The 14,401-nt window shown below is 40.2% G+C and carries 11 protein-coding genes and 1 pseudogene; 10 read left to right on the forward strand and 2 right to left on the reverse strand.

Features of this window, described 5'->3' with window-relative positions; genetic code table 11:
* From BM386_RS23650 to BM386_RS12235, 4 genes and pseudogenes are all read left to right on the forward strand, one after another.
* Positions 1 to 270: pseudogene (locus tag BM386_RS23650) on the forward strand (hypothetical protein); the annotation flags it as partial.
* A gap of 126 nt (positions 271 to 396) precedes the next feature.
* A complete protein-coding gene (purL, locus tag BM386_RS12225) occupies positions 397 to 4,080 on the forward strand; it encodes a phosphoribosylformylglycinamidine synthase (RefSeq protein WP_091694542.1) in 3,684 nt (1,227 codons plus the stop codon).
* Between the two features lie 423 nt (positions 4,081 to 4,503).
* Positions 4,504 to 6,504, forward strand: a complete 2,001-nt coding sequence (locus tag BM386_RS12230) for a DUF262 domain-containing protein (protein ID WP_091694545.1) — start codon at positions 4,504 to 4,506, stop codon at positions 6,502 to 6,504.
* A gap of 210 nt (positions 6,505 to 6,714) precedes the next feature.
* Positions 6,715 to 7,407: a hypothetical protein gene (locus BM386_RS12235; protein ID WP_139235902.1), complete on the forward strand. Its 693-nt coding sequence runs from the start codon at positions 6,715 to 6,717 to the stop codon at positions 7,405 to 7,407.
* Positions 7,408 to 7,593: 186 nt separating this feature from the next.
* Here the strand turns inward: BM386_RS12235 and BM386_RS12240 are convergent, their stop codons facing one another.
* A complete protein-coding gene (locus BM386_RS12240) occupies positions 7,594 to 7,998 on the reverse strand; it encodes a helix-turn-helix domain-containing protein (protein ID WP_091694550.1) in 405 nt (134 codons plus the stop codon).
* Between the two features lie 1,370 nt (positions 7,999 to 9,368).
* On the opposite strand from BM386_RS12240, the gene BM386_RS12250 reads away from it, so the two are divergent.
* The 3 genes from BM386_RS12250 (at position 9,369) to BM386_RS12260 (ending at position 11,474) form a co-directional block, all read left to right on the forward strand.
* Positions 9,369 to 10,043, forward strand: a complete 675-nt coding sequence (locus BM386_RS12250) for a hypothetical protein (RefSeq protein ID WP_091694555.1) — start codon at positions 9,369 to 9,371, stop codon at positions 10,041 to 10,043.
* Positions 10,044 to 10,301: 258 nt separating this feature from the next.
* Positions 10,302 to 10,964 (forward strand): DUF6266 family protein, encoded by a 663-nt coding sequence (locus tag BM386_RS12255; protein ID WP_091694558.1) that lies wholly within the window; start codon positions 10,302 to 10,304, stop codon positions 10,962 to 10,964.
* A gap of 123 nt (positions 10,965 to 11,087) precedes the next feature.
* Complete coding sequence (locus BM386_RS12260; RefSeq protein WP_091694561.1) at positions 11,088 to 11,474, forward strand: hypothetical protein; 387 nt, start codon at positions 11,088 to 11,090, stop codon at positions 11,472 to 11,474.
* Between the two features lie 378 nt (positions 11,475 to 11,852).
* On the opposite strand, the gene tnpA is transcribed toward BM386_RS12260, so the two are convergent.
* Entirely contained in the window at positions 11,853 to 12,314 is a 462-nt protein-coding gene (gene tnpA / locus BM386_RS12265; protein WP_091694563.1) for an IS200/IS605 family transposase, read from the reverse strand.
* 395 nt (positions 12,315 to 12,709) lie between these two features.
* On the opposite strand from tnpA, the gene BM386_RS12270 reads away from it, so the two are divergent.
* The 3 genes from BM386_RS12270 to BM386_RS12280 are packed head-to-tail and all read left to right on the forward strand — an operon-like array spanning position 12,710 to position 14,267.
* Positions 12,710 to 13,291, forward strand: a complete 582-nt coding sequence (locus tag BM386_RS12270) for a Crp/Fnr family transcriptional regulator (protein ID WP_091694565.1) — start codon at positions 12,710 to 12,712, stop codon at positions 13,289 to 13,291.
* A 56-nt stretch (positions 13,292 to 13,347) separates the two neighbouring features.
* Complete coding sequence (locus tag BM386_RS12275) at positions 13,348 to 13,683, forward strand: hypothetical protein (RefSeq protein ID WP_091694568.1); 336 nt, start codon at positions 13,348 to 13,350, stop codon at positions 13,681 to 13,683.
* Between the two features lie 5 nt (positions 13,684 to 13,688).
* Complete coding sequence (locus BM386_RS12280; protein ID WP_091694570.1) at positions 13,689 to 14,267, forward strand: NAD(P)H-dependent oxidoreductase; 579 nt, start codon at positions 13,689 to 13,691, stop codon at positions 14,265 to 14,267.
* Positions 14,268 to 14,401 lie beyond the last annotated feature (134 nt).

A 14,401-nucleotide genomic window follows, 5' to 3' on the forward strand; every position in this document is an offset into this window, starting at 1 on the left:
TTCGATCGTACCTTCGAAAAGCATGGCCTGAAAATGAAAAGCTATGTGGCTGTCCAAAAGAAAATTCTAACCACCATCTACGCATTATGGAAAAACAACACCCCATTTGAAGATGATTATAAACCCCAAATATCCAAAGAACAGGAGCTGGAGCTTCCCTCTCCGGTCAGCTTTGCAAAAGCTGAAAAAAGTAGTGCCGATCAAGTCGGCACTACACAAGGTAAACATCCAAGTGAACGATCACTGTATGCTTCCTCTCCGGTATCGTAAAGGTAAAAATTTTCACAAAACTCTTGTTTCGAAAGATAGTACCTTGCGCCAATCAAGTTATTTCATTTTCAAATTTTTCAATCTCCCTCCCAATTCCGTACCTTTGCAGCTTACCAGCCAAAGGACATGATTTTCTTCTTTGAATCCCCTCAAAAAACCGTTTACGCTGTACAATCTCCACAACCTTTCGCGCCCGAAGACCTAGAAAAGCTGACCTGGCTTTTTGGCGGAGCAACAGCCATCTCTACACCTTCACTTTCGGGGAAATACTCAGGACCACGCAAGGAAATGATTACCCCATGGTCAACTAACGCCGTGGAAATCACTGCAAACATGGGGATCCCCGGCGTGATCCGTATCGAGGAGTTTTTTCCGCTCAACGAAGGAGATCAGATCGACCCCATGCTCCAGCATGCCTTTGAAGGGCTGGATCAGGAGATTTTTGACATCCACTTGCAGCCGGAAGCAATCGTAGAAATCCACGATATCGCTGCCTATAATAAAGAACACGGATTGGCGCTTAGCCAGGTAGAAGTGGATTACCTGGACAATGTCTCCAAGCAATTGGAACGTCCACTGACGGATTCTGAGGTTTTCGGGTTTTCCCAGGTGAACTCAGAGCATTGCCGACACAAGATTTTCAACGGTACTTTTATTATAGACGGAGTAGAAAAGCCGCAGACGCTTTTTCAACTCATCAAAGAAACATCCAAAGCGCATCCCAACCGGATCGCTTCAGCTTACAAGGACAACGTGGCCTTTGTAGCCGGACCAAAAGCCCAGCAATTTGCACCGAAAACAGCCCATCAAGCCGATTTCTTCGAAACCCGCGAGATCGACACGGTTATTTCCCTAAAAGCTGAAACACACAACTTCCCAACTACCGTGGAGCCTTTCAACGGCGCCGCAACCGGAGCTGGTGGAGAAATCAGAGACCGTATGGCGGGCGGAACGGCCTCCATTCCTTTGGCAGGAACGGCGGTATATATGACTTCTTATCCTAGATCTGAAAAAGGAAGATCCTGGGAAAGCAAACTGGAAGAGCGACCTTGGCTGTACCAAACGCCAATGGATATCCTGATCAAAGCTTCCAATGGGGCTTCTGATTTCGGAAACAAATTCGGTCAGCCGCTGATCTCCGGATCTTTGTTGACTTTCGAACATGAGGAAGACGGCAAGCATCATGGGTTTGACAAAGTAATCATGCTGGCTGGTGGTGTAGGTTTCACCAATGCCAACTACACGAAAAAAGACGCACCAAAAGCTGGTGATCAGATTGTGATCATGGGCGGTGACAACTATAGAATCGGCATGGGCGGTTCGGCGGTTTCTTCCCTCAACACCGGTGAACTTTCCAACGCCATCGAGCTAAATGCCATTCAGCGATCCAATCCTGAGATGCAAAAGCGTGTGTCCAATGTGATCCGCGCAATGGCTGAGAGCGAAAACAACCCAATCATTTCAATCCACGATCATGGAGCTGGCGGACATTTGAACTGCCTTTCTGAATTGGTGGAAGATGCCGGGGGAACAATCCACATCGACAAATTGCCGGTGGGTGACCCTACCCTTTCCGCTAAGGAAATCATCGGAAACGAATCCCAGGAGCGTATGGGGCTGGTGATCGGCAAAAAAGACGTAGATACCTTACATCAGATCTCTGACCGGGAGCGTGCACCATTCTACGTGGTGGGCGAGACGACCGGAGATATGCATTTCAAATTCGAAAATGGCAAAACCGGAGAAAAACCGGTGGACTGGAACCTGAGCTACATGTTCGGTTCTTCGCCTAAGACCATTTTGGAAGACGATACGACCAACGCAACTTTTGCGGAAGCAAACTACGAAGCTGACCTGATCCAAGCCTATGTACGCGAAGTACTTCAGCTGGAAGCGGTGGCGTGTAAGGATTGGTTGACCAATAAGGTAGATAGATCCGTGACGGGACGTGTGGCTACACAGCAGACCGTCGGTGAGATCCAACTTCCGCTGAATGACGTGGCTGTAATGGCCCTTGACTTCACCGGAAATAAAGGCATCGCCACTTCCATCGGTCATGCGCCGGTGGCAGCTTTGGCAAACCCTGAGGCAGGTAGCCGATTGGCGATTGCTGAGGCGATGACCAACTTGATTTTTGCACCTATTCAGGATGGTTTGCAGGGGATTTCCCTTTCTGCCAACTGGATGTGGCCTGCCAAAAACAAAGGCGAAAACGATAGATTATACAGAGCGGTAGAAGCAGTTTCGAAATTTGCCATAGATCTGGGTGTGAATATCCCTACGGGAAAAGACTCCCTTTCCATGACTCAGAAATACCCTGACGGAAAAACGGTGTACTCTCCAGGAACGGTGATTATCTCCTCCGTCGGCGAATGCTCTGATGTGAAGAAAACAGTTAAAACTGCTTTGAAGCCTATCAAAGGAAGCAGAATCCTCTACCTAGATTTCTCCAAGGACAATTTCAAACTGGCTGGTTCCAGTTTCTACCAGGCCTTGAACAAGGTAGGAACAGAAACTCCAGACGTAAAAGACCCGCAGTATTTAGCGAAAGCATTTACAGCTGTTCAGGACCTGATCGACCAGACTTGGGTGATGGCTGGCCACGATATCTCTTCAGGTGGATTGGTAACAGCGCTTTTGGAAATGTGTTTCCCGGTACAGAACATTGGATTGAAAGTAAAACTAGATCGTCTGCATGAGCCGGATATAGTGAAAGCCTTATTCGCTGAGAATCCAGGTATTCTGATTCAGGTAGCTGATGATCATGCGGTGGAAGCCTTATTGGTGGAAGCTGACGTGGATTATGTGGAGCTGGCGAAAGTGACTGATTCCGGAAATATTGAATTTGCAGGAAAAGACGTGACACTGGACATCGCTGAGCTTCGTGATGTATGGTTCAGATCCTCTTATTTATTGGACAGAAAGCAAAGCGGAGAGAAACTTGCAAAAGACCGCTTTGACAATTATAAAAAACAACCACTTGCATTTGAGTTTGCTGAAGGCTGGAAAGGTGACTTTGCCGCAGCAGGTCTCGATCCATTCAGAACTGCCAAAGGCAAAGCGAAAGCAGCGATTATCCGTGAAAAAGGGGTGAATGGCGATCGTGAGATGGCTTACTCACTGTGGTTGGCAGGATTCGAAGTAAAGGACATCCATATGACCGATCTGATCGCAGGTCGTGAAAACCTGGAAGATGTACAGCTGATCGTCTTCGTGGGTGGATTCTCCAACTCCGATGTACTGGGTTCGGCCAAAGGCTGGGCAGGTGCATTCCTCTACAACCCTAAGGCTAAGCAGGCGCTGGACAACTTCTACGCTAGACCTGACACCTTGAGTTTGGGCGTATGTAACGGTTGCCAACTGATGGTAGAGCTTGGCTTGGTCACTCCTGATCATGCCGACAAACCAAAGATGCTGCACAATGCATCCCATAAGTTTGAATCCACTTTCGTGAATGTAACCATCCCACAAAACGAATCTGTGATGCTAGGCTCACTTAGCGGACAGAGACTGGGCGTATGGGTAGCGCATGGAGAAGGAAAATTCTCACTTCCACAAGCTGAAAGCGACTACAACTTCGCGATGAAATACAGCTACGAAGCCTACCCAGGCAATCCTAACGGTTCCGATCATGCTACCGCAGGTATCGCTTCCGCAGACGGACGTCACTTGGCTATCATGCCACATATCGAGCGAAGCCTTAAGCCTTGGAACTGGGCACATTACCCTGATGATAGAAATGACGACTTTACACCATGGATGGAGGCTTTTGTGAATGCACGCGTATGGGTTGAGAACCATGGTTCTTAAACTTCGACATTCATTATTCGATGTTTATCATTCGATATTATTCAGATTGAGAAATTGGAATATTGGAATAACTAGTCCGCCCTGGCGGATTGAAAAAGTAAGGTGCAGCATCAATATTTTCGCTTCAAAGTCAATATTTCGTACTTCAAACATTCAAAAATCCCTTAGAATATTCTAAGGGATTTTTTTTGTTAAGATTTTAGGATATCTTGACCTAGGTATTTAGAAAGGAGGGCTAAATTTCAATCTTCTTCGGGAATATCCCCAAAACTTGGGTTTGACAAAAGGCAATACTTGTGTTATTATGAATTGGAAAAGAAAAGTTAAACATTACATATAGAACCACAAAAGTAACATCTAGGACGACCCTAATACAAAATTCGGTTAAATACTTACAAAAGAACAAACATAAACATTTAATAAATGGATAGTCAACTTCAATCAATTTCAAAAATATTTACTGAAAAAATATTTCGTATCCCAGATTATCAAAGAGGATATGCTTGGACGGAGAAACAGCTAAAAGACTTTTGGTCTGACATCATTCTATTAGAAGAAGACAAAAACCATTATGTTGGAGTACTAACTTTAGAAGGTGTCCCTCAAAAAACATACGATAATTGGGGTGATGATAATTGGATAATAAAATCAAAAAACTTCGAGCCATATTACATTGTTGATGGGCAGCAAAGATTAACAACTACAATCATACTAATTCAATCTTTAACAGAAGTAATTTCAGACCAAGAAGTACTTAATTACACAACTGTTGAAGAAATAAAGAAAAGATTTATTTTTGACTCAAAGGATAATGGTATTTCCAGGTCATATATTTTTGGTTATGAAAAAGATAACCCTTCATACGAGTTCCTGAAAACAAAAGTATTTAATGAAACCTCAACCAGTGGTTATAATAATGAAATAACTATTTACACACACAATTTAGAATATGCAAAAGAGTTCTTTGTAAATAAATTAAAAGAACTAACAAAAGAAGAACGAGAGATTATATTCACTAAAATAACCCAAAAATTATTATTTAATATTTACACAATTTCAAGTGATATTGATGTATTCATTGCCTTTGAAACGATGAATAATAGAGGAAAACCATTATCAAATTTAGAACTTCTGAAAAACAGACTTATATATTTATCTACTAAATTTAATACCGAAGATTCAGAAAGAAATAAATTGAGAAAGATAATAAATGATGGATGGAGAGGAATATATCACTACTTGGGATTAAATAAAGACAAACCCCTAAATGATGATTATTTTCTAAACAATCATTGTTCAATATACTATGGACATGAAATTTTTCCCTTTGATGAAATTGAAACGAATAGATTAAGAAGAATAAGCCACCACTTAAGGGAAAACTTGGAAGATTTTCTTCTAGAAAGTAAGTTTACACTTAAGAATATAACAACCGACAATAAACTCACAATAACTTCAATAAAAGAATATGTGGAAAGCTTACAAGACTCAGTTGTCGCCTGGTTCTATTTTTACAACCCTACATTATCCAAAGATTATACAGATAATGAAAAACTTATTTTAGATAGATTAAATAGGATTGGTCTTGCAAATTTTTCATCTTTAATTCTAGCGATCTACTTAAAAAAACCAAAAAATGACTTAAAAATTAAACTATTGGCTAGAATCGAAAAACTAGCGTTTCTATACCTACTTCTTTCTTACAGAGTATACGTTAATTATATAGATTTTTCCATGGTTGCTATTAAAATTCATAAAGGAGACATGTCGCTAACGGACTTATTGAAAAGTTTAGATCTTCAAATAAAAGAAATTTTAGATAAACCTGATTTACTTGATAGACTAATTGAAAATTTTAAGAGCCAAGGTTTTTATGGTTGGAGTGGGATTAGATATTTTCTTTATGAATATGAATTAAGCATAAAAGGAACTTCTAAAACTAGAAAAAATAAGATAGATTGGTTTGAGTTTAGAAATGAAAAAGATGATTATATCACTATAGAACATATTTATCCGCAAACACCTAGAACAGAATGTTGGACTAAAGACTTTAACTCATATTCTTTAAAAGAGCGAAAAATATTAAACAATTCCCTTGGAAATCTATTACCATTATCTAAACCTAAAAATTCAAGCTTACAGAATAAATGTTTTATTGATAAAATTGACAACGGGAAAAATTACGTTGGATATAAGTATGGATCTTATTCAGAAAATGAAATTTCAGGTTTAACAGAATGGACACCACAGAATATTTTAGATAGAGGGATGAAACTATTGAAATTCATGGAACAGCGTTGGGAGTTAAATTTTGAATCTGATGAAAGAAGAAAGGAGCTTTTAAATTTGACATTTATAAAAACGAATACACCAACTAGAAGACGTATAGTTAAAAAATCAAATTTAAATACCCCGTCTAAGTAGTCAGATCGCTCGTCTAGCGTAGTTCGCGCCGTCTGGGTGTAGGCAGTTTGCACGGGAATCACCCTCGCTGTTATATACTTACAACAGCCTCTATGCCGTAGTTTATTCTTTTCTCGATCAGTCGCAAAAAGGCGCTGGACTAGGGCTCTAAAAAGTCCAAAACCATGTTTTTTCAACTAAGTTTACGCTATTATTAAAATTGTTCATAAAATGGAAGATACCAATAATTTATCTTTAATAGAGACTGTAATTACACACACATCCAGTATGGCCTCTATTGCCAGCATCCCACTAACCCTTTACATTGCTAAATTGGAGTTGAGTAGAAAAAAAGAAGAAACCAAGAGAGAAATTATTCAAACCCTAATGAGCAGAATATCCAAATCATCATTGGATTTTGATGAATTTTTTAACATAATTTCCTCAATCCTAGAAAACAACAACATTTCAAATAAGTCATTAAGACTTTTAGACATTCATTCCAATTTTGTTCTAGAAATAAGCAGAAATTCCTTTATTTCCGAAAAAAAAAGAAGCCAAGTGCTATCAAATTTAAAGGATTTGGGTGAACAAATTAAACAAAAATTAGACATGAAAACCGGAGTTGCTAGAGCTTATGGACATATGACCTCTGGAAACGGAAAACATACGACATATTCAGAATCAAGATCAGTAAGTTTCAGTTCGAATTATAGTTATTTATTCAATTCTAGAAAGACCAGTCTTTTGCCGAGCAAAATAATCCATTATTTTATTTCGTGGATACTTGGATCAGCATTTTCTATTTTGTTTGATTTTGAAATTTTTAATAAGATTCTAGGAATTCTGACTATAACCTCCATATACTTGCTAATTATAGGGAAAGTGGAAAATGGGCTGCCAAAAAATACGAGAAAACAGTGACTCCTGCTGTGCGTAGTCAACTCTCCCGCCTTGGAAGTAATCTTTACCACCTGAGCGTAGTTTGATAACAGTGCCCTAAGCGTAGTTCCGTACAGTTCTCGGAAGTAACTACGCCTTACTATTATATAGAATTTATAATTCTCAGCATAACCAAAAAAACTACTAGATCCAAGAAATACGCTGTTCCTATTTCTCCATCATCTTCTTCAACAACTCCACCTTTTCTTTTTCAGATTCCAAGAGTCGCTCGTATAGTTTCTTATTTTCGTCAAGTGCTTCGACCCACTTTTCAATTGGATTCACATTGAATGTGGTATGATAATTTACACCACTGAATTGACCATTGAATGAAGAATTAAAAAAATTGATGGCGGATTCCTCATTAAAACTCTTAATTGCCTCCGCCGGAACCTTTAAAATCTCAGCTACCTGACGCAAGAGCTCCTCCTCCACTTCTTCCTTTTGCTCCAGCAGGCTTATTTTCTTCTGGGACCAGTCAGGTCCGAGTTCGAAGGCCAGTGACTCCTGCTTGATGCCCATCATCTCACGAAAACGCTTGATATTCCTGCCGTGGTGGATTTTTTCGTTCATAGTCTGAAGTATTAGAAAGGGAAATTAACAAAATCTCCCCAAAGTCCTTGGACTAATTTATTCCTTAGGGAGGAGATCAGCAAGGAATTCTAGGTATTGCCTGATAAATCGAGACAAAATGTGTCGGGATAGATGATTCTTCCTTGCGAGTTTGGCTGCTTAAAGGGCTGAGGATGACGAGGCGATATCATGCTCCTGATGATATCGGCCATGCCTACGGCATTCTGCATACTATCATCCATCTTTAATTCCAGCCATTGAAATGGCTGGCTAGGTGATCGGTCATGCCTACGGCATTGATTGGAATGGAAATCGTCATTATTATCTGATCATATTCACTCGGCTAACTAAATTATAGTCCATGACTAATCACAATATCACAAGATCTATTTCTTATCAGTCCCATAGGGACGGCTCATCTCCTAGCCAGAGGTTTCAACCTCTGGAATTTGAATGATAACATAGCCCGCAAAGTCCCAGCGGGACGGCCGATCTATTAATCACCAAATCCAATATTAGATTGTCATTTGCAAATATCGGTTATGCCTATGGCATTTGTAAACCATGCTATCATCATTTTACCAGCCATTGATGGTTCGACCTCGCTCACCAACCATGGCTGGCTAAAAGATCGGGCATGCCTAATGGCATTGATTAGAACAAAATCTCTCATTCTTGCCAATCTCCAGTACAGAGATCATGAATATTGTAAAATTATCCGGCAAATTAATCAAACTTAACCCACCCTACAGGCTGGCTGCTCACTAGATTTGTCCACTGGACAAATCTTTAACGCTCGCCCCTCAGCGGGACGAACCATCTTATAGCCAAAGGTTTCAACCTCAGGAATTTGAATGACAACATCGCCTGCATAGTCCCAGAGGGACGGTCGATATCTATGCATCACCACATCCAATATTGGATTGTCATTTACCAATATCGGTCATGCCGATGGCATTTCACAACCCATTATCCAACTTAAATTCCAGCCATTGAAATGACTGGCTAGATGATCGGTCATGCCTACGGCATTGATTGGAATGGAAATCCTCATTATTATCTGACCATATTCACTCGGCTAACTAAATTATAGTCCATGACTAATCACAATATCACAAGATCTATTTCTTATCAGTCCCATAGGGACGGTCCATATCCTAGCCAGAGGTTTTAACCTCTGGAATTTGAATGACAACATAGCCCGCAAAGTCCCAGCGGGACGGACGATATATACCTGTTAATAATTGGCCATCAGTTTTCAAACTCGAATAAAATATTCGCTTTCCAGAATGAGCTATTCCTTTCTAGAATAGTTCATCCCGGTGAATCCTATGAATTTGAGTGCATGTTCAATTCAAAAATCCAACTCTATGAACAATGTCACTAATTACAACATAGGAAATGGGAGCAGAACAATTATTGCTTCTGAAGTCAACACTTATACTACTGTGCAGTTGTTTATTCCACAGCACCTATCTAAGGAAGAACAACAAAACCCAATACAGGTATTCTCCCAGTTCTTTGAGAAGGAATATCCACTACCTAGGGCAAAAATGGCTATAGAAGATATGGCTTTAAAAGTTGCTTATGACATCCCACCCCTTTCGTGGAAAGTAAAAGAAGAAAGCATCTATTTCATTCTCCAATTTTCACGTCTTTTGGAGGCTGCTTATCTTATCCGAAATGAATCAAGACCATGCTGGAAAGTTGAAAAAATTTCCAAAGAAAATATGGTTCCAAAGGAAGTTCTTAACAAAGGCAGGAAACTTGAAACAATTTTCCCTTATATACTGAATTCTCATGACCCACAAGACGCAAAAGATCCCTGCCTAAATCTGCAAGTCCTATTCTATGACACCCCGATTCAAGAACTACTGGACACCTTTAAAACTTGGGGCAAATGTGTCTCGGCTAATTTAAAAGTGGATAAAACCCATCACTGGAATTCACATTTAGATTTAAGAATCTTTACTATTATCCTAGAATCCTGCCACCTTATCTATGTGCGAAGTCAAAATGGTAACGATAAAGTTCCTCCAGGCTAAGCTAGCACTATTCATTCTCCTCCCTTACCTGCCATCTCTCCTACCAGTGCTTTATAAATCCAGCCATCAAAAGGGATACATTTCGTATAATAAAACCATATCATGACCAATACAAAACCAATATTTTAACAATCTTAGATCATTACATTATTGCTCTTTAAATGTATATACTATGCTAAAAATTAATTTTTATTTAGCTTTTATTGGCTAATATTCTTGAGAGATGCTATATTATACTGTAAATCAACTACTAAGCATATGGCACGAATTACTAACACAATCCTAGCTGGGCTATCGGGTAATTTGGGAGATCTGGTTTTTTATAAAGTGGGCGGAGTAACATATGCCCGCAGGAAGCCCGGCAAGCAAAGTAAAACTACCAAAGCAAGAACTTCTGAAAGAAAGCGTAATTCCCAATCGGTGAGTACCCAGACGCAAAAATTCCTGAAGAACATCAAGCATATCTTACGCTTTGGCTATCAAAGCTTCGAAAACGGAGCAAGCAGACCTTATCATGCGGCAGTATCTTATACTATGAAAAATTCCTTCAAATTTGTAGGAACCTCAGCATCAAAAGTACTGGATATCAGTTTGGTGAAAGTGAGTAGAGGAAGCCTGCTGGGCCCTCAAGATCCTAAAGTAGAACGGGTTCCTGAGGGAATAAAATTCACCTGGACAGACAATTCCTGGCAGGCAGCTGCAACACCCTATGATAATGTGTTTGTATTCCTCCTCTCTGCTGAAGAAAACGGCAGCAGTACAGAATGGGAGTTTCTGGGCAATACAAGAGATAAAGGAAGCCACACGCTACTACCTCCTAACACTTCTACCAAATGGCATGCCTGGATTGCCTTCAGCCAGAAAAATCCCTGGACGAAAAAAAGGGAGTTGTCGGATTCTGTTTATTTGGGGGTAGTGTAAATTGAATAAACACGCCTAGGTACAGTCAGATCGTTAGTCTAATTGTGAATTTCAACTACGCCCTCATATTCCACCCAATTTGAATTAATTATGATATTTGGATGAATTTGCAAACTGCACCCAGTGACTGTTACAACCACATCTATTCCACAGGACATGTACCTAGATCAAAAAGAAGCCGAACATAAGGAAAAGATTAAACGAAGGGGTAGCAGAGTAATCATGTTTTCTTTTATAGGAATCTTCATTCTTATCATGGTCTTATTTAGAACCGGAACACCACTCCAACGAGATACGGAAATCAAAGGAAGAGTGCTTTTTAGTTTATATAATCATGGAGACTATTTAATCGTTTTAACGAACCAGATAATTTCGGCTCAATCTATGGGGGATGAACTCCAAGGGAACTTTATTATAGGGGATCAACTTCAAAAAAACTCAGGTTTTGACACTTTAGTAGTCAACTCTAAATCACGAATTTGGCTGAACTTTAAAAACAAAGAGAAATGATTAAAATACCCTCTCGGCGTAGTATTATAGCTCGTGGGAATGGGTGTAATTAGCCTGCCCCCTCTAGGCGTAGTTTACTCTCTTTCAGTTTGAAGTTAACATAGGCGCTGGAAATATAAGGGGTTTTTATTGTTCAGAATTTAGAAATATTGACTCAGGATATCGGCCATGCCTACGGCATTGTGTAAACCCATTATCCAACTTTAATTCCAGCCATTAAAATGACTGGCTAGAGAATCGGTCATGCCTACGGCATTATTTCGGGAATAATTTCTTATCAGTCCCAGCGGGACGGTCCATATCCTAGCCAGAGGTTTTAACCTCTGGAAAATGTGATGAAGATAAGGTTTAGCAAAGTCCCATAGGGACGAACGATATCTATTCCAACTCCTTAAAAAGGTATTCTGGCGAAAAATCGATTTTATGAGCCTTTAGCATCATAAGGTATTCCTCTCTAAAGGTCATTGTTTGATGGTGCTTTTCCTGATTTTTCACATAATCAAAAATACTGGCCACCTCCCTTTCACTGTAAGTAAAAGCGCCAAATGCAACCTGCCATTCAAACCTATGATCAAGCAACTTGGATTCATTTAACCACTTGGAAGATTTTGATTTTGAACTTTTCATGATCTCAGAAACAGCTTGCTTGGGGTAAAACTGGAATAGGCAATGAACATGGTCAAAATGACCGTTAACAATAAGAGTCTTCGCTCCCGTCTCATTGATCAGATTTCCTATCACTCCATATAACTCGCTCTTAAAATTATCCTGAATAACTGCTTTTCTGTATTTGACCGCAAAAACTGCCTGACAATACATCTTTGAATAGGTGTTTGGCATAATAGATCATATTTATAATTCAAACTAATTTAATCAATATCGGCCATGCCTACGGCATTTTATGATCCCATTATCCAACTTAAATTCCAGCCATTGAAATGACTGGCTATATGATCGGCCATGCCTACGGCATTATTTGAGAAAAATTCCTTATCAGTCCCAGCGGGACGAACCATCTTATAGCCAGAGGTTTCAACCTCTGGACTATTTGAGCATCATGTGCTCTGGCAAAGTCCCAGCGGGACGGACGATATGAATTCAACAATAAATTTGTTTTGAGGAAGTCAGTGGCCAATGCATTACCTGTTAAAGCGATCCGACAGCACCCACATTCACACAATTAAATTTTGATTAAGATATTAGCAAAAAATTAAAATCCTCAGCAATTCCCACCCATGCCACTCGAACAAACTATACACCAACTTGGCGAGCTCTACGCACCTTTATCCGCAGCATGCCAGCAAGATCTTATTGCCAATTCCAAACTCAGCACATTTAAGAGAGGTGAGATCGTAGTCCGGGAAGGGCAATATTCTGAAAAGGCATATTTGATCGTGGAAGGATGCGCCAGGGCGTATTATTTAAAAGACGGAAAGGATATTTCTGATTGGTTTACCTTCGAAAATCAGTTTATGGCTCCCATCGTCAGCTTTTTCAGTGCCAAACCTAGCCCGCATTACGTAGAGTTTGTGGAAGATTCAGTGGCTTACGAGTTCTCAAAGGCTACGTTTGACAGTCTTTCTCAGAAGCATCATGACTTTGAGCACTTTGTGAGCAAAGTAGTCACCGAAACCATGCTGGGGCTATGCGAAAGGCTTTACACCATCCAATTCAACAGAGCCGAGGATAGATTTAAGCACCTGATCAGCATCTACCCGGATATCACCAACAGAATCCCGCTTACCCATATTGCCTCCTATCTGGGAATCACTTTGGAGACCCTGAGTAGAATTAGAAACAAAAAATCCACCACTTGATCTAGATCAAATGATTACGCTTCCATTTGGATAATCTTTGTCAAAAGGATCAAAAAATGGAAGAAAACAAGCAACCCAAATCGATTTGGGGGAAATATTGGGAGCCTATCCGTAAGTGGTTTTATCCCGGCTGGCTCGCCTACGAAATCACAGTTAGTTTTTACGACTACTCGAAAGCTGTTTATCACTTTTTTACAAAGCAGCAGGATTTTATTGCGGTCTATATTGGCAAGCTTGGCAGCCTAGTGCTAACTGCTTTTAGTAGCCTCGCCACTTTTGCGGTTTGTACTGCCTTCCTAACTATCCCAGCATGTTTTGCCCTTTACCAATTTTTCAAAAAAGAAAATTTGACAGGAGCTGCCTTTGAATCAAAATTTAAACCCTTGTTCTAATCACTATGCAAAAAATACTGATCATCAACGGCCACCCGGATGCAGAAAGCTTCAATTTTGCACTTTCAGAAGCCTATAAGAAAGGAGCTGCTAAAGCTGGCGCTGAAATCAAGCAAATCAATATCAGAGAGTTGGATTTTAACCCAAACCTACAATTCGGATATAGGAAAAGGACTGAACTGGAACCGGATTTATTGGAAGCACAAGAAAAATTGAAATGGGCTGAGCACCTCGTCTGGATATATCCAGTCTGGTGGGGTTCTGTACCAGCAATGATGAAAGGTTTCCTGGACAGGGTCATGCTTCCAGGTTTTGCCTTTCAAAAAAGAGAGAATTCCCTATGGTGGGACAAGAGCCTTACTGGCAAAACCGCAAGAATCATCTGCACCTTAGACCAGCCGGAATGGTACTACAGATTGGTTTACCGAAGCCCAAGCCATCATGCCATGAAAAGGGTGACTTTGAATTACATAGGAGTGAAAAAAGTACGGATAACAGCCATCGGCCCCATTCGGCTTTCCAAAAAGGAGTTTAGAGAAAAATGGCTGAAGAAAGTCCAAAAGCTAGGAGAAATGCTGAAGTAAACTGAGACTGTGGAATCTTAGAATTAATAGGTGAAGTTCTGAAAAAGAAAACATCCAACCCTATTCGATAAAAATCCGTATCTAGTGCTGCCTTTTTTGATGGCTTATGCACACATTGGGAAATTTACTAATAT

It is taken from the genome of Algoriphagus locisalis (assembly GCF_900116615.1).
Taxonomy (GTDB): Bacteria; Bacteroidota; Bacteroidia; order Cytophagales; family Cyclobacteriaceae; genus Algoriphagus; species Algoriphagus locisalis.